The 18,325-nt window shown below is 57.7% G+C and carries 13 protein-coding genes; 9 read left to right on the top strand and 4 right to left on the bottom strand.

Annotated elements, in window-relative coordinates; translation table 11 throughout:
* The first annotated feature begins 9 nt into the window (after nucleotides 1–9).
* Together KFZ77_RS17540 and KFZ77_RS17545 are read left to right on the top strand one after the other, a co-directional pair.
* Complete coding sequence (locus tag KFZ77_RS17540; RefSeq protein ID WP_236633838.1) at nucleotides 10–930, top strand: nickel/cobalt transporter; 921 nt, start codon at nucleotides 10–12, stop codon at nucleotides 928–930.
* Nucleotides 931–1,097: 167 nt separating this feature from the next.
* Entirely contained in the window at nucleotides 1,098–2,180 is a 1,083-nt protein-coding gene (locus KFZ77_RS17545; RefSeq protein ID WP_264384923.1) for a YncE family protein, read from the top strand.
* A gap of 149 nt (nucleotides 2,181–2,329) precedes the next feature.
* On the opposite strand, the gene proP is transcribed toward KFZ77_RS17545, so the two are convergent.
* Complete coding sequence (gene proP, locus KFZ77_RS17550; protein WP_031521449.1) at nucleotides 2,330–3,835, bottom strand: glycine betaine/L-proline transporter ProP; 1,506 nt, start codon at nucleotides 3,833–3,835, stop codon at nucleotides 2,330–2,332.
* Between the two features lie 781 nt (nucleotides 3,836–4,616).
* On the opposite strand from proP, the gene kdgT reads away from it, so the two are divergent.
* Entirely contained in the window at nucleotides 4,617–5,618 is a 1,002-nt protein-coding gene (gene kdgT, locus KFZ77_RS17555) for a 2-keto-3-deoxygluconate transporter (protein WP_031521447.1), read from the top strand.
* 69 nt (nucleotides 5,619–5,687) lie between these two features.
* On the opposite strand, the gene KFZ77_RS17560 is transcribed toward kdgT, so the two are convergent.
* Nucleotides 5,688–6,545 carry a YjcZ-like family protein gene (locus KFZ77_RS17560; RefSeq protein WP_264384924.1) on the bottom strand — a complete coding sequence of 286 codons (858 nt, stop codon included), beginning with the start codon at nucleotides 6,543–6,545 and terminating at the stop codon, nucleotides 5,688–5,690.
* Nucleotides 6,542–8,893: a clamp-binding protein CrfC gene (gene crfC / locus KFZ77_RS17565; protein WP_264384925.1), complete on the bottom strand. Its 2,352-nt coding sequence runs from the start codon at nucleotides 8,891–8,893 to the stop codon at nucleotides 6,542–6,544. Before crfC ends, KFZ77_RS17560 begins: the two co-directional genes overlap by 4 nt.
* A gap of 575 nt (nucleotides 8,894–9,468) precedes the next feature.
* Here crfC and KFZ77_RS17570 point away from each other — a divergent pair.
* The 3 genes from KFZ77_RS17570 (at nucleotide 9,469) to phnO (ending at nucleotide 12,475) form a co-directional block, all read left to right on the top strand.
* The gene (locus KFZ77_RS17570) at nucleotides 9,469–9,804 is read left to right on the top strand and encodes a zinc ribbon domain-containing protein YjdM (RefSeq protein ID WP_031521442.1); all 336 of its coding nucleotides are present in this window, start codon (nucleotides 9,469–9,471) and stop codon (nucleotides 9,802–9,804) included.
* A gap of 578 nt (nucleotides 9,805–10,382) precedes the next feature.
* On the top strand, nucleotides 10,383–11,927 hold the full coding sequence (locus tag KFZ77_RS17575) for a methyl-accepting chemotaxis protein (protein WP_264384926.1): 1,545 nt from the start codon (nucleotides 10,383–10,385) through the stop codon (nucleotides 11,925–11,927).
* Nucleotides 11,928–12,034: 107 nt separating this feature from the next.
* The gene (phnO, locus tag KFZ77_RS17580) at nucleotides 12,035–12,475 is read left to right on the top strand and encodes an aminoalkylphosphonate N-acetyltransferase (RefSeq protein WP_264384927.1); all 441 of its coding nucleotides are present in this window, start codon (nucleotides 12,035–12,037) and stop codon (nucleotides 12,473–12,475) included.
* Between the two features lie 58 nt (nucleotides 12,476–12,533).
* Here the strand turns inward: phnO and gltP are convergent, their stop codons facing one another.
* Nucleotides 12,534–13,847 (bottom strand): glutamate/aspartate:proton symporter GltP, encoded by a 1,314-nt coding sequence (gene gltP, locus KFZ77_RS17585; RefSeq protein ID WP_031521438.1) that lies wholly within the window; start codon nucleotides 13,845–13,847, stop codon nucleotides 12,534–12,536.
* A gap of 428 nt (nucleotides 13,848–14,275) precedes the next feature.
* Here gltP and acs point away from each other — a divergent pair, with 428 nt between their 5' ends.
* The 3 genes from acs (at nucleotide 14,276) to actP (ending at nucleotide 18,295) form a co-directional block, all read left to right on the top strand.
* Nucleotides 14,276–16,234: an acetate--CoA ligase gene (acs, locus tag KFZ77_RS17590; protein WP_264384928.1), complete on the top strand. Its 1,959-nt coding sequence runs from the start codon at nucleotides 14,276–14,278 to the stop codon at nucleotides 16,232–16,234.
* A 103-nt stretch (nucleotides 16,235–16,337) separates the two neighbouring features.
* Nucleotides 16,338–16,649 (top strand): DUF485 domain-containing protein, encoded by a 312-nt coding sequence (locus KFZ77_RS17595; protein ID WP_264384929.1) that lies wholly within the window; start codon nucleotides 16,338–16,340, stop codon nucleotides 16,647–16,649.
* Complete coding sequence (gene actP, locus KFZ77_RS17600) at nucleotides 16,646–18,295, top strand: cation/acetate symporter ActP (RefSeq protein ID WP_031521433.1); 1,650 nt, start codon at nucleotides 16,646–16,648, stop codon at nucleotides 18,293–18,295. The genes KFZ77_RS17595 and actP overlap by 4 nt, the downstream gene beginning before the upstream one ends.
* Nucleotides 18,296–18,325 lie beyond the last annotated feature (30 nt).

Raw genomic sequence — 18,325 nt, forward strand, 5'->3', positions numbered from 1 at the left:
GCCCCGCTGATGATAGCCGTGCTGGCCATCGTCGGCGCATTTACGCTGCATGCGCACTGGGGCGCGTTTTTACAGTGGTGCCTGTCATTGCAGATCGCCCTGCATCGCTATCTGGTGCTCTACCTGCTCCAGCTAAATAACCATCAGTACACCGGCGGGCTGTGGCTGCTCACCGGGGCGTTTATCTACGGCGTGCTGCACGCCATTGGCCCCGGCCACGGCAAATTTATCGCCACCACTTACCTCTCCACCAACCGCGAAACCCTGAAAGCGACGCGGCTGATCCCCTTCTTCGGCAGCCTGATGCAGGGCGTGAGCGCCATCCTGTTCGTATTTATTCTCGCCGTGGGGTTCAACCTGGCGGCAGGCGATCTCAGCCAGAGCCGCTGGTACGTAGAGAAGATCAGCGCCGTGCTGATCGGCGGTTTCGGGCTGTGGCTGGTGCTGCGCGCGGTGAAAGAGAGCCTGCCCGCCCTGCGACCCGCGCCGCGCTTTACCGCCTTTCGCCCGCATCAGCATGATGCCAGCTGCGGCTGTGGGCATCACGGCGTGGGTCACGCTCAGGCTCAGGCGGGCGACTGGAAAACGCGGCTCGGGATTATTCTCGCCATCGGCGCGCGCCCGTGCAGCGGGGCAATCATGATCCTGCTGTTCTCCAACGCGCTGGGGATTGTCACCTGGGGGATTGCCGCAGTGATGACCATGTCGCTGGGCACCGGACTGTCGATCATGGGCATGTCGCTGGCGGTGCGCTATGCGCGTCAGGCGGCCCTGCGCTATGCCGATAACCGGCCACCGCGCCAGCTACAGTGGCTGCTGCTCGCCCTCCGCGTAGCGGGCGGTCTGGCGCTGATGCTGTTTGCCCTCATCCTGTTCCTGACGGTCATTCCCGTCAGCGCCAACGGCGACTATATCGCGGCGGGATGCTAAGGCCCTCCGTCCCGGCCATTGATTTCCTTCGCTAATCCTTGCCATGAAAAAGTTAATGCGTACAATTCTCATTCTCTTTCTTAGAGCATGCGCAGTTGACATGACCCCGCAGCGACGGGTCGAATTCGGATCGTCGCCTTTTACTATGGTTGGCAAGGAGTTCTGGAATGAAGGTAAAAACATCTGCTCTGGCGTTGCTGGTTGCGGTAACGCTCAGCGGTTGTGTGTCACACAGCGCCGAAACCAAACCTGCAACGGCGCCAGAGAAAGCCCCGGCCACGCAGGCGACGAATCTCCAGCAGCGTGATCTGGCTGACGGCCTGTACGAAATGGCGCTGGCCCCGAAAGGTGACGCGCTTTACGTTGCCAGCGCAGAAGGCTTCAAGGATGTACAGGGCGGGATGGTCTACAAGCTCGATCCGAAAACCCTGAAAACCATCGGCGCGACCCACACCGACCTGAAAAACTTCGGCATGGCCATCAGCCCGGCGGGTGACACGCTGTACGTGACTAACTCGCTGGACGGCGGCGTGAGCGCCATCAATACCGCCGACGGTAAAGTCAAAGCGCGCGTGATGTTTAAAGAGCGCAACAAAGAGGGCTTCCCGTACGGCGCGCGTCAGGTGCTGCTGCTTGATGGCAAGCTCTACATCGGCGGCGTGGCCGATCCGGGCGTCATCTGGGTGGTAGATGCGAAGACCATGAAGCTGACGAAAACCATTCAGAACGCCGGCAAGTGGGTGACCGGTCTGCTCTACTCTGAGCAAACCCAGCGCCTGTACGTGGCGAACGGCGGCGGTGAAGTGCTGGTGGTTAACCCGCGTACCAACCGCATCGAGAAACGCTGGAAGCCGCTGGGCGAGAAAGAAGCTCTGCTGCTGAACTTCGCCGAAGATACGGCTACCGGTCGCCTGTTCGTTACCGACAGCTCGAAAGCGAAAACCACGCTGGTGCTGGATATTCGCACCGGGGACGTGATCAAAAAGCTGCCGGTCGGCGACTCGCTGGCGGTGAAATTCAACGCGAAGCGCCACGAGATCTACATCACCCAGCGTGATGCCGGGAAAGTGCTGAGCCTTGATGCCACCACCTACGCGGTGAAAAACAGCTGGAGCCTGCCGCCGCATCCGAACAGCCTGCTGCTCTCTGACGACGGCCAGACGCTGTTTGTCACCGTGAAGCAGTCCTTCAACAAGGACCACTCCACAAACGGCCCGGACAACATCGTGCGCATCGATCTCAACAAGTAAGCGCACCGGGTTGAACAGGGGAGGCTAACGCCTCCCCTTTTTTTATGCCTGTGGGACGGCGAGGTGGCGAGTGCGCAGCGCACTCAGTGGCGGAAAACGGCAAAAAAAAAGAGCAGCCCGCAGGCTGCTCTGGTAGGTTGCGCGACACATTACTCTTTAATGTCCGGGTGCTGCTGCACCAGGCGCGTACGCTTCTCCTGAAGCTCGGCGATTTCGCGGTCGAGATCTTCAATTTTGTTCTCGATGTTGTCGTGATGCTCCTGCAGGATCTCACGCGCTTCCGCCAGGTCAGAGGCGGCAGGCGTCGCGCCTTTCAGCGGCAGGTTAGCCGTCTCTTTCATGGTCACGCCGGTGATGAGACCGATAACCGCAATCACCATCAGATAGTAGGCCGGCATCATCAGGTTACCGCTGCTCTCCACCAGCCAGGCGGCCAGCGTCGGGGTCAGACCGGCAATCAGTACCGAGATGTTAAAGGCGCTTGCCAGCGCGCTGTAGCGGATGTGCGTCGGGAACATCGCCGGCAGCGTGGAAGCCATCACCCCGGTAAAGGAGTTCAGGATCACCGCCAGCAGCAGCAGACCGGCGAAAATCAGCCCCAGCACGTCACTGTTGATCATGATGAACGCCGGGATGGCGAAGATAAGCAGCGCGATACTGCCGATGATCACAAACGGACGGCGGCCAAAACGGTCGCTCAGCAGACCCATAATCGGCTGTACAAACAGCATACCGATCATGATGGCGATGATAATCAGCACCCCATGATCTTCCGAGTAGTGCAGGTTATGCGACAGGTAGCTCGGCATGTAGGTGAGCAGCATGTAGTAGGTGACGTTGGTGGCAATCACCAGACCGATACAGGTCAGCAGGCTGCGCCAGTGCTTAGTAGCAATCTCTTTGAACGACACTTTCGGGCCGTGCTGCAGGCCTTCGCGATCGCCCTGCTCCAGCTTATCCACGTGCTGCTGGAACGCCGGAGTCTCTTCCAGCGCGTGACGCAGGTAAAGCCCGATGATACCCAGCGGCAGCGCCAGGAAGAACGGGATACGCCAGCCCCAGTCGAGGAAGTTGTTCTCGCCGACGACTGCGGAAAGCAGCACCACCACGCCCGCACCCAGTACGAAGCCGGCAATAGAGCCGAAGTCGAGCCAGCTACCCATAAAGCCGCGCTTACGGTCCGGGGAGTACTCCGCCACAAAGATGGAGGCACCGGTATATTCACCGCCGACCGAGAAGCCCTGCGCCATCTTACACAGCAGCAGCAGGATGGGTGCCCAGATGCCGATAGAGGCGTAGGACGGTATCAGGCCGATACAGAAGGTACTGACCGACATGATAATAATGGTGATGGACAGTATTTTCTGACGACCGTACTTATCGCCGAGCATACCGAAGAACAGGCCACCCAGCGGGCGGATAAGGAATGGAACGGAGAACGTACCGAGGGCGGCGATCATCTGCACGCTGGGGTCAGCATCCGGGAAGAACACTTTCCCGAGGGCATAGGCTACGAATCCGTATACGCCGAAGTCAAACCACTCCATCGCGTTACCCAGCGAGGCGGCGGTGATGGCTTTGCGGAGTTTGCTATCATCAATGATGGTTACGTCGCCGAGCGTAATCGGCTGAACCTTCTTCCTTCTTAATTTCATTTATTATCCTCTATCAGTCGCTTCATGCTTGCCGGAAAGCCAGAAATAACGATGCGCAAAAGGATCTGGCGCACTGAAGAAATTTTATTTTTTTAGGCCTGAGTCGCGGCCATGTCGCTTAACTTCAAGCGTAGCAGGTTTGCAATCTCTGGCTGGTCATATAACGCGCAATGGCGCAGAGGGCGGGGGAATTCTGGGGGTAATAAGGTGCCTTTCTGGCCGGCCGCGCGGTCATTTGACGGTCACTACCCTACCAGCGTTTCAAAAAGTGATCAACTTCACATTATTTTGCATGACTTTACCTGGCACCGGACAAATATCATTTTCAGGCTAATTGACCCGAATAAATTCGGGGTTTTAACGCCTCGTCTGGTAGAAAGTTCTTATCGTCTTACGAGACGTTTTCCACATTATTAGCGACGTCATTATTCACCTGCAAAGCGATTTTCCTCACAGTTAATTACAAGCCTTTTACAATACTTTTTCCTCTTAAAGCACCCCGAGATTATTCATCTCAATTATGTGATCAAGATAACTAAAACAGCGTTTCATTATCATTGAATCAATATTCCAAAGACTTCATGATATTCCCATCAAACAGCATTCAGGAGCGGAAACCTTTCTCACATCCTGTTAACTGAACGCCAGATGCACGCTGCAGGCCTACCGCAACGCCCTCAGCGACACATACAAATAACACTTTGAAAAATATCAATTTTTCATTGCAGGATTCTTTTGTCTTTTACTTGCCGCAATGCCAGGCAGAAAGTGAGGTTCGTGTATGAAAATCAAAGCGACTATGGAGCGTATCCCTGGCGGGATGATGCTTATTCCTCTGTTACTCGGCGCAATGCTCAATACCTTTGCCCCGGAAACCGGAAATTATTTCGGCTCATTCACTAAAGGAATGATTACCGGTACGGTACCAATCCTTGCCGTGTGGTTCTTCTGTATCGGGGCGTCGATTGACCTGCGCGCCACCGGTACAGTACTGCGTAAATCCGGCACCCTGGTGCTGACCAAAATCGCCGTAGCCTGGCTGGTGGCGATGATTGCCGCCTCCTTTATTCCGGACACCGGCATTCAGACCGGCTTCTTCGCAGGACTCTCAGTGCTGGCGATCGTTTCCGCGATGGACATGACCAACGGCGGTCTGTACGCCAGCCTGATGAACCAGTACGGCACGAAAGAAGAGTCCGGGGCGTTCGTTCTGATGTCGCTGGAATCCGGCCCGCTGATGACCATGGTGATCCTGGGTTCTGCCGGCCTCGCGTCCTTCGAACCGCATCACTTTATCGGGGCTGTCCTGCCGTTCCTGATCGGCTTCACACTCGGTAACCTCGACCACGATCTGCGCGCGTTCTTCAGCAAAGCCACGCCAACCCTGATCCCGTTCTTCGGTTTTGCGCTGGGTAACACCATCAACCTGAACGTGATTCTGGACACCGGCCTGCTGGGTATCGTCCTGGGTCTGGCGGTCATCGTTATCACCGGTATCCCGCTGATTCTGGCCGACAAATTCATCGGCGGCGGTAACGGTACGGCGGGTGTTGCGGCCTCTTCTGCCGCCGGCGCGGCGGTTGCTAACCCGGTAATCATCGCTCAGATTAACCCGGCGTTTGAACCGGTTGCCGCTTCCGCTACCGCGCTTGTCGCCGCCAGCGTGATCGTCACCGCGATTCTGGTGCCAATCATCACCGCGCTGTATGCCAAATACATTGGTAAACCTGAGGTCTACCACAAAGAGCAGGTTGTAGAGCCGGAGCGCTCAACGCAGCCGTAACATCCCGGCAGGAAATCCAGTCACGCCCCCGCCCCGCTCATCCGGTGCGGGGGCGTTCTGCTTTTCGCGTCAGCCTTCGCTGAACAGCTCCTCCACCAAGGCATCCACTAACCGGGCGGCGGAACAGAGCCTCGGCATACCCAGCGCCACGCTCTGCCAGGTTTGCGTGACCGAGCGGCTCACCGGGTGGTGCTCCCCGTCGCTCCACGCGCCGAGCCAGCTCAGGGTATCTTTATAATCCATCAGTCCTGCCGAAGACGGTGTCGACAGCCACCGGGAATAGAAGTGGCGGGTGCGAGGGGCGGCGTCCACGCTGGTCGCCAGCAGGCCCGTCGCCCGCTCCCGCAGCATCTCTTTGAGGCGCACGCGCTCATGCGGAGCACTCAGCCGCATCGCATCGCCAAACGGTCCCCAGCGCAGCTCTTCCAGCGCAATATAGCAGCGTCCTGCCGGAGACCAGGCCGCGAACTCTCCGCTGCGCCAGCGATACAGCGTCTTTTCGGCATGAGTCCAGGCCTCCTGCACCATGTCGCGCTGGCGCAGAAAAGCCTCACGCCGCGCCAGCCGCTCGCGACACTGGCGCAGCACGTTGCCCATTGCCAGCTGTATATTGCCGGTCTGATTGCCGCACACCACCGCCAGTCGGGTACTCATATGCAGCAGCGCCAGCTGTCCGGGGGACCAGAGGTGCATCAGCTGCTCCAGCCACGCCAGCCGCAGATCGGCGCGCGTAGCCAGCATGTCCGGCAGCGCCCAGGGCGGTTGCTGGCTGCGGGCAATCATCTCCTGCTGTAACCGCTCGCGAAACGGGTCCAGGAGCGGACAGGCGTGCCGGGTGGTATCCAGGCTGTCGGCCAGATCGGTCATAAACCGGGCGGGCAGGCACGTCAGCACCCGGCCAGGCCCCTCAAGTAACGGGCGGCTCATGGCAGCGGCTCCGCAAACAGCGTCTGAATATCGTCGCGCAACAGCCGCGCATCCTCCTGCAGCCAGGCAATGGATGCCGTGCAGCGCTGAAGCTGGCGCTCAAGCGTCTGAAGCTGTGCTTCGCTCTGCTGCCGCGCCGCGAGACTCTGGCGCAGCGTGGCGTCGATATCGCCCAGCACGCGGGTAAAATCCGCGAAAAAGGTCGTCAGGCCAGCGCCAACCGAACCGTTGATTTGCGTGGTGACGGCATAGTTGAGGCGGTCGCCAAACTGATTGATATGCGCCAGCAGGCTCTGCTTGAGGTTATCGAGATCGATAAAGTAGTGGGTGCGTGTGGCAACCGCATCCTCCCAGCCCCAGTCGCTGCTGTTAAGCCAGCGCGCCATGGTGCCGCGCATTCCGCCCGCCCGGCGCGGTGTGGCAACGGGGATATCCTGCGGGGCCACGGCATTGTGAAACAGCTGCTGCACGTCCAGATGCAACGCCGCCGCCTGAAACGCCGGCAGCACGATACGCGTACGAAAACCGGCATCCTGTAACCCGTCGGAGACCCGCTGCTGAACCGGTGCCAGCGCGTCGTGCAGAATGCGCGACAGGTTGCCTTCCAGCGCTGGCAGCAATCCTGCCAGTTCACGGCTCAGGCGCTCCTGACCGCGGTGCAGAATGAGTTCGCAGGCAGAACGGATGGCCTGCATCATCAGGCGGGCATCATCCTCATTCTCCATCGTCAGGCGGCTGCTATAGGGGATAAAATCCCGACGCCGGGCCTGCGGCATCTCCAGCGGGTCGGGCCGCCCGGTCTGCGGCAGCATGCCTTCGCTGAAGTAAAACTCCACGTCGCGACTCAGGTGCAGCTGCTGATTATTGACGCAGGCGGCTACGGTTTCCAGAGTGCGTACCACCTCCTGCTGAACGGCCTCTTCGATGCCTTGCTGGCTGTGAGCCAGCATCTGACGATCGTGCTCCAGCCCGGCGATATTGTGCGCCAGCGCCTCGCTGGCCACGTTCAGCCCCTGGCAGCGAAACGCCAGATAGTCGCGGGTGCGCTGCGCATAGTTCAGCAGCTTATGGGAAGCAGAGCGCAGCGCGTAAAGCGAGGCGCTGGCGTGAGCGGCATGCAGAATGGTCGTTACGGGCTGCTCGAACAGCGAATCCTCCCACAGCAGATCGGCGGCCTGACGCAGCGCAGCGCTGTCGGCCAGATCCGCATTACGCCAGCGTCGTCCCAGCGCCGCCTCGGCAAAATCCTGTACCCAGCGCTGCTCGGCGGGATCTGGCAAGCGGCCGCGCTGCGCTAATTCGTCCCGCGCCCGGTTCGCCAGATAACCCCACATCGAGGAGACCGGGAAAATGTGCTCCGGCTGGATATCGCCTTTCATCAGGGTGCCGGAGATCAGCGCCCGGACCTGATCTTCATCATCGCTGTTGCGATCCTTTTGATCGAACTTATTCACCAGCGCATACAGCGGCACCCCATTGCCAACGGCGGAAATAGCGCGACGCACCTCTTCATCCGAGACCGACTTGAGCTGGGTGTAATCCATCACCGCCAGCACCGCCGAGGCCCGCGCCAGCTGCTCGCTCAGCATCTGCTGCAGATGCGGCTGCCCCGCCTCGTTCGGCCCCGGCGTATCCAGCAGCGTCAGCTGCCCGTGCCCTTGTGCCAGCCCGGCCAGATGAATAAATTCCACTTCGATAAAAGGAACATGATCAATGGCAGCGTAAGCGCTGAAGGGGAACGCCACGCCGAGCACTTTCGACAGCCGCACCAGGTCATTAAGGCTTTTCAGACAGTGAAAGATCGGCTGCGAGCCGAGATAGTGTTTTTCGAAATGGGTGCCCTGCTCAATGCGCTCAAGCAGCGCGGCCATATCCCGATCGAGCTCGACGTGCTGGGCCAGCAGATCGCGGGAAAAGTGTTGCAGCTGCTGCTGCAGTTCACCCATCAGCGCTTCGATAGGCGCGACGTGGGGAAAATGCAGCACCGGCTGTTTCTGGCCGGGTGTGTGGCGGATCAACGTCGGCAGCGCGGTCATCGGCCGGTTGCGATTGGGCAGCACCTCTTTACCAACAATGGCATTGATCGTGGTTGATTTCCCGGCTTTCATGGTGCCGACGATAGCCAGCACCATCTCCTGACGGGTAATTTTTCGCAGCTCGTTTTGCAGCGTCTCCTGCTGATCCTCTATGCCTTGCTGACTGAAATGCAGCGGCAGCACGGAAGCCCCGGAGGAGTCCTGATGCAGAGCGGCGAACGGCACGTTTTGCAGCGCCTGAAGATGTTGTAATGCCAGCTGCAGGAGACGCTCGGCCTCCTGATTAAGTTCAAAAACTGTCTGTGTGTGCATGAAAAAATCTTTCCTTAACACAAATTATCTAGCTTTTATTAGAGTCTTATAGTTTTAATAATGAGATAACAGCTTTTATAATTACGTGAGGAAAACATATAACTGATAACTGCCCGCTTGCGTGTTATTGCGCATAACGTGTCGGAGCAGAAGTGTGGCACAGAATTATCAGGGGAAATAATCCCTGATACGCAAGGCCTCATCATTGTCATGATTCAGGAAAAAGAAAAACGCACGCAATTATACTAAATTGCGCCGGAGATCGTTAAGCATTTATCCGCAGGCAAATTACATGAGCGCCTGGCAGAAGAAAAGAAAAAAGAGTCATTAAAGGGTAATAAGGTTAACAGTAGCATTTATCCGGAATAAAAGCCGATATATGCCTCGCACTCCTGCATTTAATCTCAGGCATCATAATCGTCTCAGAATCGCCCCCGCACTAACAAGTGCAGGGCAAAATAGTCCCTTTTTTTGCATGGATTTGCTGTACAATAGCGTTCTTTTGCGGCGCATGTGCATTTCAACGGGTGAGATGACTGTTTTGCGCAGCGTATTCATTTAGCGAGGTTTTTAACATGGAACTGCCCCACTGCCCGAACTGTAACGGTGAGTACACCTACGAGGATAACGGCATGTATATCTGCCCTGAGTGCGCCCACGAATGGCAGGATGCACCGGCAGAAACCGGCAGCGATGCGCTTGTCGTCAGGGATGCAAACGGTAATCTGCTGGCCGATGGCGACAGCGTTACCGTAGTAAAAGATTTAAAAGTCAAAGGTAGCTCTTCCATGCTGAAAATCGGCACAAAAGTGAAGAATATCCGCCTTGTAGAGGGCGATCATAACATTGACTGCAAAATTGATGGTTTTGGCCCGATGAAACTCAAATCCGAGTTCGTGAAAAAGAACTGAGTCAGGCCAGCACCCTTGTATCCGTGCCCCACTGCGTACTGCGCAGGGGGCATTTTTTATTTTACCGTTCAGCGCATGCCGCATTATTTACGCCTGCGCCTGCGGCGTGTTGCCTGGCGTTCACGCTGCGCATTCCATTGGCTGCTGCGGTGCGCTTCATCCTGCGCCCTTTCCGCCTGCGGGCCGGGCAAACGTGACGTCAGCGCAGTGAGCTTATATTTATATTTCTCACTGGCGATAAATAAACTGTGAATTAACAGAAGGCGTGCGCAGATTTAATTTCGAATATAGAGTGTTAAATTATTAAATGAAAAGGCTGGGTTTTTTATTTTATCTGTGGTTAACTATTAGCCTCGCAACGCCCTTCAGCAAATCATCTTTAAAATCAACGATATAAAGCACACCTAAACTCATATTAAGCACTACTTAAATTAGCCACTGCCAATTTATTGCGCATATCTCGCTCATCTTTCAAAAAAACGATCGGCATCACTATTTAGCGTTAAAGCAAATTTACTTTCAGCCGAAACTTATATCGGGCCTTCTTCGGCAATTCCTATTTTTCAGGCAGGTAAAAAATGCGCAGCGCTTCTTATGTAACCGATACAGAATATATTCTTGAAGATAATGCGACATTGATGTCCACCACGGATACCCAAAGTTATATTACCTACACCAATGACAGCTTCATTGCCGCGAGCGGTTTTACCAGTGATGAACTCATCAACCATCCGCACAATCTGGTGCGCCACCCGGATATGCCGCGTCAGGTGTTTGCCGATATGTGGGCCACTTTGAAACAGGGTGAACCCTGGACCGGCCTGGTAAAGAACCGACGCAAAAACGGCGACTATTACTGGGTTCGCGCCAATGCCGTGCCTATTGTGCGCAATAACCAGACCATCGGTTACATGTCGATTCGCACTAAAGCCAGCGCCCGGGAAACCGCCGAGGCTCAGCGCCTCTACGACGCCATGAACAACAACACCCTGAAGGGGTACGTCTTTCACCGTGGCCTGCTGGTGCGCAAGGGGTTCGGGCGCGTCTTCAGCCTGCTGAAAACCATGCCGCTACGCTGGCGGGTGCGCACGCCGCTGCTGCTGATCCAGCCGCTGATGGCGCTGCTGTTGTGGTGGATGGCGCTGCCGCTGGCCCAGGCCGCGACATTATTCGGCGTTACCGCCCTGCTGAGCCTGCTGGCCGACCTGTGGCTGGAGTGGCAGGTCTCCCGCCCGGTGGAACGCCTGTGCAAACAGGCGCTGAACGTAGCCACCGGCGCCAGCCACAGCGTGGAGCATCTCCAGCGAGCTGATGAGATTGGTATTACGCTGCGCGCCATCAGTCAGTCCGGGCTGATGTTCCGCTGGCTGGTAAACGATGTCAGCAGTCAGGTGGTGAACGTGCGCAACGGCAGCGAGGCGCTGGCGCAGGGGAATGACGATCTTAACGAGCGTACCCGCCAGACCGCGGCCAACGTACAGCAGACGCTGGAAACCATGACCCATCTCGCAGGCAGCGTGCAGGACAACACCAACACCGCCAGCGAAGCGGATAAGCTGTCCAAAGCGGCCAGCTCGGCGGCCATCAACGGTGGCGCGGCGATGGAAACGGTGATCGCGACGATGACGCAGATTGCCAGCAGCACGCGGGAGATCGGCAGCATTACCTCACTCATCGACAGCATCGCCTTCCAGACCAATATCCTGGCGCTCAATGCGGCGGTGGAAGCGGCGCGCGCCGGGGAACAGGGTAAAGGTTTCGCCGTGGTGGCCGGGGAAGTACGCAGCCTCGCCAGCCGCAGCGCCACCGCCGCCAGCGATATTCGCCGTCTGATTGAGGCCAGCGAAGGCAAAGTGGAGTCCGGCGCAGTGCACGTCCAGGAAGCCGGCCGTACCATGGGCGATATCGTGCAGCAGGTGAAAAACGTCACCCAGCTGATCGGCCAGATCAGCGCCGCTACGGTACACCAGGCCCAGGGGCTGAGCGAGCTGACCCGCGCGGTAGACGAACTGGACGACATCACCCAGCAGAATGCGGAGCTGGTGCTTGCCGGAACGAAAACGTCCGCCACGGTGAAGCAGCAGGCTACGCGTCTGGTGGATGCGGTGGCCGTGTTCCGCTAGAGATTAGGGGAGATTCGGACAGCAGGCAATCCGCATCCTCCCCCGCTCTGCTACAGTCAGAAATCAGGTTTAGCGTAAGGCTACGACTATTTGACGAAGGAGGAACCATGCCCGACTGTGATTTACGCCTCGCCACTCTCGACGATGCCGATACGGTTTACGCCCTGATCTGCGACCTCAAAGAGCAGGAGCTCGATCGCCAGGCGTTCAATATCGGCTATGCCGCCAATCTTCAGGATCACAATCGTCGCTATCTGCTGGCGTTTCTGAATGACCATCCGGTGGGGCTGCTTGGGCTGCACATGCAGTTTCACCTGCACCACGTGAACTGGATCGGCGAGATTCAGGAGCTGGTGGTTACGCCATCAGCCCGCGGGCAGGGCGTAGGTAAACAGCTGCTGGCATGGGCGCAGGAGCAGGCGCGCGAAGCGGGTGCTGAGCTGACGGAGTTGTCTACCGGTGTGGCGCGTAAAGAGGCGCACCGTTTTTATGAACGTGAAGGCTATCAGCAGACCCATTTCCGTTTTACCCGGCCGCTACAGCTATAAAGGAAGGCGTCTGAAAAGGCGCACCGCCTGCGCAATGGCTGGCGGTGCGTAAGGCGGGTTAGTTTCCGGCGGTTTTATCAAACTTGCCGAACAGCTCGCGTTCGTAAGCCTGGGCTTTTTCCGCGTCGAACTTGTTCTCCCACTTGGCGATCACCAGTACCGCCAGCGCGTTACCTACCACGTTCAGAGCGGTACGTGCCATATCAAGGATGCGGTCGACACCGGCGATAAACGCCAGACCTTCCAGCGGAATACCGACGCTGCCCAGCGTCGCCAGCAGCACCACGAAGGAGACGCCCGGCACGCCAGCGATGCCCTTTGAGGTGACCATCAGCGTCAGCACCAGAATGATCTCCTGGCTCAGCGACAGTTCAATGCCGTAGAGCTGGGCGATGAAGATCGCCGCGATGCTCTGGTAGAGCGTGGAGCCGTCGAGGTTAAACGAGTAGCCGGTCGGCACCACGAAGCTGGTGATGGCCGGTGGCGCACCGTAGGCTTCCATCTTCTGAATAATACGCGGCAGCACGCTCTCGGAGCTGGCGGTGGAGTAGGCCAGGATCAGCTCGTCTTTCAGGATGCGGATCAGCGTCATCACGCGCAGTTTGCACATGCGAGCCACGGCACCCAGCACCACCAGCGCAAAGAACAGGATCGCCACGTACACCAGAATCACCAGCTTGGCGAGCGGCCACAGCGAGGCGAAACCGAAGTTAGCCACGGTCACGGAAATCAGCGCAAACACCCCGACCGGCGCATAGCGCATGATCATGTGGGTCACTTTGAACATGGTTTCGGACACGGAGCGGAACACCGTGACCAGCGGTTCACGCTGGGCGGACGGCAGCGACGACAGTCCGAGACCGAACAGCACCGAGAAGAAGATAATCGGCAGCATGTCGCCCTTCGCCATCGAGGCGAAAATGTTGGTCGGCACCAGCGAGAGAATGGTTCCCATCAAACCGTGGGCGTGGCTCTGCACTTCTTCCGTGGTGTGCTGGTATTTCGAAATATCCACGCTCGCCAGCTGGGACATATCAATCCCGCTGCCTGGCTGAAACACATTCGCCAGCGTAATGCCCAGCACAATGGCAACCGTCGTGATCACTTCGAAATAGATAATGGTTTTTGCGCCGATACGCCCGAGCTGCTTAGCGTCACCAACGCCGGCAATGCCCACCACCAGGGTAGAAATAACAATTGGCACCACGATCATTTTGATCAGGTGAATAAAAATATCGCCGGCAGGCGACAGCAGATTTGTTACCAGCCATTCGCGGCTGTCGGTCTGGTAATGCAGAAAGCTCCCCAGGAGGATACCCAGCACCAGGGCCAGCAAAATCTGCCAGGCCAGGCTGACTTTCATATTCTTCATAAACGCAATTTCCTGAATCAAATCGTCACGCCCCCGTGCCCTGCGTGTCCGCAGAGGAACGACACTTTCTGAATGGGGGAGTAACCAGGCTATGTTATGTGGGATTTTTGATGCGCGTAATCAGTACCATTTGCACGGCATGCTGCGCAACCCTTTAAGAACAGGGCATTTCACTGATTTTTTATTTTAAAACGCGAGTTTATATCCATGTCGTGCCATAACTAATTGTTATGATTTGTGTTTATTTTGCGTTTCCCTCAATAATTCCTGCTGATAACTATTTCTCTTCAAAGATTCAGTTGCTGAATTTTCATACGATTCAGACATAGCGTGATCTGTCGCGCAAATAGTAAACAAAGCTCGTGGCACCTTCCGCAATTAACGTTTACGTGACATATCATTAACATCTTACAAGGAGAAAAATAGCCATGAGCCAAATCCGCAAACACCCTATTCCCGCAAATATTGCGGAACACTGCCTGATCTCTCCGGAGCAATACGCGGCGAAATACCAGCATTCAATCGACGATCCTGACGCATTCTGGGGGGAAGAGGGAAAGATCCTCGACTGGATTAAGCCCTACAGTCAGGTGAAAAACACCTCCTTCGCCCCCGGTAACGTCTCGATTAAATGGTATGAAGACGGCACGCTGAATCTGGCGGCGAACTGCCTCGATCGCCATCTGCATGACCACGGCGATCGCGTTGCCATCATCTGGGAGGGCGACGACGCCAGCCAGAGCAAAAACATCACCTACCGTGAACTGCACCGGGACGTCTGCCGCTTCGCCAACACCCTGACCGACCTTGGCATCAAAAAGGGCGATGTGGTCGCCATCTATATGCCGATGGTGCCGGAAGCCGCCGTGGCGATGCTGGCCTGCGCCCGCATTGGCGCGGTGCACTCGGTGATTTTCGGCGGCTTTTCGCCGGAAGCCGTCGCCGGGCGCATCATCGACTCCAGCTCGCGCCTGGTGATCACCGCCGATGAAGGCGTGCGCGCCGGACGCAGCATCCCGCTGAAAAAGAACGTGGACGATGCGCTGAAAAACCCGAACGTCACCACCGTGGAACACGTGGTGGTGTTCAGACGCACCGGGGGCGATATCGCCTGGCAGGAAGGACGCGATCTGTGGTGGCATGAGCTTAATGAGAAAGCCAACAGCCACCACCAGCCGGTTGAGGTAAATGCCGAAGATCCGCTGTTCATCCTCTATACCTCTGGCTCCACCGGTAAACCGAAAGGGGTGCTGCATACCACCGGCGGTTATCTGGTGTATGCCGCTACCACCTTCAAATACGTCTTCGACTACCATCCGGGCGACATCTACTGGTGTACCGCCGATGTGGGCTGGGTCACCGGCCACAGCTATCTGCTGTACGGCCCGCTGGCCTGCGGGGCCACCACCCTGATGTTCGAGGGCGTACCGAACTGGCCAACCCCGGCGCGTATGGCTCAGGTGGTGGACAAGCATAAGGTCAACATTCTCTATACCGCCCCGACAGCAATTCGCGCCCTGATGGCGGAAGGCGATAAGGCTATCGAAGGCACCGACCGCACGTCGCTGCGCATTCTTGGGTCCGTGGGCGAACCGATTAACCCGGAAGCCTGGGAGTGGTACTGGAAGAAAATCGGGAACGAGAGCTGCCCGGTGATGGATACCTGGTGGCAGACCGAAACCGGCGGCTTCATGATCACCCCGATGCCGGGTGCTACCGAGCTGAAAGCCGGCTCGGCGACGCGTCCGTTCTTTGGTGTGCAGCCGGCGCTGGTGGATAACGAAGGTCATCCGCAGGAAGGGGCCACCGAGGGCAATCTGGTGATCACCGACTCCTGGCCGGGCCAGGCGCGCACCCTGTTTGGCGATCACGAGCGCTTCGAGCAGACCTACTTCTCCACCTTTAAAAACATGTACTTCAGCGGCGACGGCGCGCGCCGCGATGAAGATGGCTACTACTGGATCACCGGGCGCGTGGATGACGTGCTGAACGTCTCAGGTCACCGTCTCGGCACCGCCGAGATTGAATCGGCCCTGGTATCGCATCCGAAAATTGCCGAAGCGGCGGTGGTGGGTATTCCACATAACATCAAAGGCCAGGCGATCTACGCCTACGTGACGCTCAATCACGGCGAGGAGCCGACACCGGAGCTGTATGCCGAAGTGCGTAACTGGGTACGTAAAGAGATTGGCCCGCTGGCGACGCCGGACGTGCTGCACTGGACCGACTCCCTGCCGAAAACCCGCTCCGGGAAGATCATGCGCCGCATCCTGCGCAAAATCGCCGCCGGGGATACCAGTAACTTTGGTGATACCTCGACGCTGGCCGATCCTGGCGTGGTAGAGAAACTGCTTGAGGAGAAACAGAGCATCGCCATGCCGTCGTAACACCGTTTTCCTCCCCCACTTCGGGGGAGCGTATCCTCACCCTAACCCTCTCCCAGCCGGAGAGGGAATAATAAAAACCTGTCTCACCTCTGGAGATGCTGTGATGAATGACCCCATTTATCAGCGGATAGAACAAAGTGCGCATTTTAAGGAGTTAGTGCATAAGCGGCAGCGCTTCGCGACCATCCTGTCGCTGATCGTGCTGGTTATCTATATCTGCTTCATTATGCTCATCGCCTTCGCGCCGGGCTGGCTCGGCACGCCGCTGCATGCCGGCACCAGCGTTACGCGCGGCATACCCATCGGCGTCGGCGTGATCCTGATTTCATTCTTACTTACCGGCGTCTATGTCTGGCGCGCCAACGGTGAGTTCGATCGGCTGAATAACGCGGTGATCCGCGAGGTGAAATCATGAAACGACTTCTGACGGCGCTTGCCGCCATGCTGCCTTTCGCCTCGCACGCCGCCGATGCCCTGACCGGCGTGGTGGAGCGCCAGCCCACGAACTGGCAGGCGATTGGCATGTTTGTGGTGTTCGTGGCCTTCACGCTGGGTATCACGTACTGGGCGTCGAAACGGACCCGCACCCGCAGCGATTATTACACCGCCGGGGGCAACATCACCGGTTTCCAGAACGGCCTGGCAATCGCCGGGGATTACATGTCCGCCGCGTCTTTCCTCGGCATCTCAGCGTTGGTATTCACCTCCGGCTACGACGGGCTGATCTACTCCCTCGGCTTCCTGGTAGGCTGGCCAATTATTCTGTTCCTGATTGCGGAACGCCTGCGTAATCTCGGGCGCTACACCTTCGCCGACGTGGCGTCGTACCGCCTGAAGCAGAAACCGATCCGTATGCTGTCGGCCTGTGGCTCGCTGGTGGTGGTGGCGCTCTATCTCATCGCCCAGATGGTGGGTGCCGGGAAGCTTATCGAGCTGCTGTTCGGCCTCAACTACCATATCGCGGTGGTGCTGGTCGGGGTGCTGATGGTGATGTACGTCCTGTTCGGCGGCATGCTGGCGACCACCTGGGTGCAGATCATCAAAGCGGTGCTGCTGCTGTTTGGGGCCAGCTTCATGGCGTTTATGGTCATGAAGCACGTCGGCTTCAGCTTCAGCAACCTGTTCAGCGAGGCGATGGCGGTGCACCCGAAAGGCGCAGCGATCATGAGTCCGGGCGGGCTGGTGAAGGACCCGATTTCGGCCCTGTCGCTGGGGCTCGGCCTGATGTTCGGTACCGCCGGGCTGCCGCATATTCTGATGCGCTTCTTTACCGTGTCCGATGCGCGTGAAGCGCGCAAAAGCGTGTTCTATGCGACCGGCTTTATGGGCTACTTCTACATCCTGACCTTTATTATCGGCTTTGGCGCCATCATGCTGGTCGGCGCGAACCCGGCGTTTAAAGATGCGGCGGGCGCGCTTATCGGCGGCAACAACATGGCGGCGGTCCATCTGGCGAATGCCGTAGGCGGCAACCTGTTCCTCGGCTTCATTTCTGCCGTGGCGTTCGCGACGATTCTGGCGGTGGTGGCGGGTCTGACGCTGGCGGGCGCATCGGCGGTATCGCACGATCTCTATGCCAACGTGTTCCGCCGCGGCGCCAGCGAGCGCGACGAGCTACGGGTGTCGAAGATAACCGTACTGGTGCTGGGCGTGATTGCTATTCTGCTGGGCATTCTGTTCGAGAATCAGAACATCGCCTTTATGGTGGGGCTGGCCTTCTCGATTGCGGCGAGCTGCAACTTCCCGATCATTCTGCTCTCCATGTACTGGTCGAAGCTGACCACGCGCGGCGCAATGATTGGCGGCTGGCTGGGGCTGCTGACGGCGGTGATCCTGATGGTGCTCGGCCCGACAATCTGGGTGCAGATCCTCGGCCATGCCGCACCGGTGTTCCCGTATGAGTACCCGGCGCTGTTCTCGATTGCGGTGGCGTTTATCGGCATCTGGGTGTTCTCCATTACCGATAACAGCGCGGAAGGCCTGCGCGAGCGCGAGCAGTTCCGTGCGCAGTTTATTCGTTCCCAGACCGGGATCGGCATTGAGCAGGGCCGCGCCCACTAAGTGACACTCCCGGCCTTCCCCGGCCGGGAA

This window comes from Siccibacter colletis (assembly GCF_025914095.1).
Taxonomy (GTDB): Bacteria; Pseudomonadota; Gammaproteobacteria; order Enterobacterales; family Enterobacteriaceae; genus Siccibacter; species Siccibacter colletis.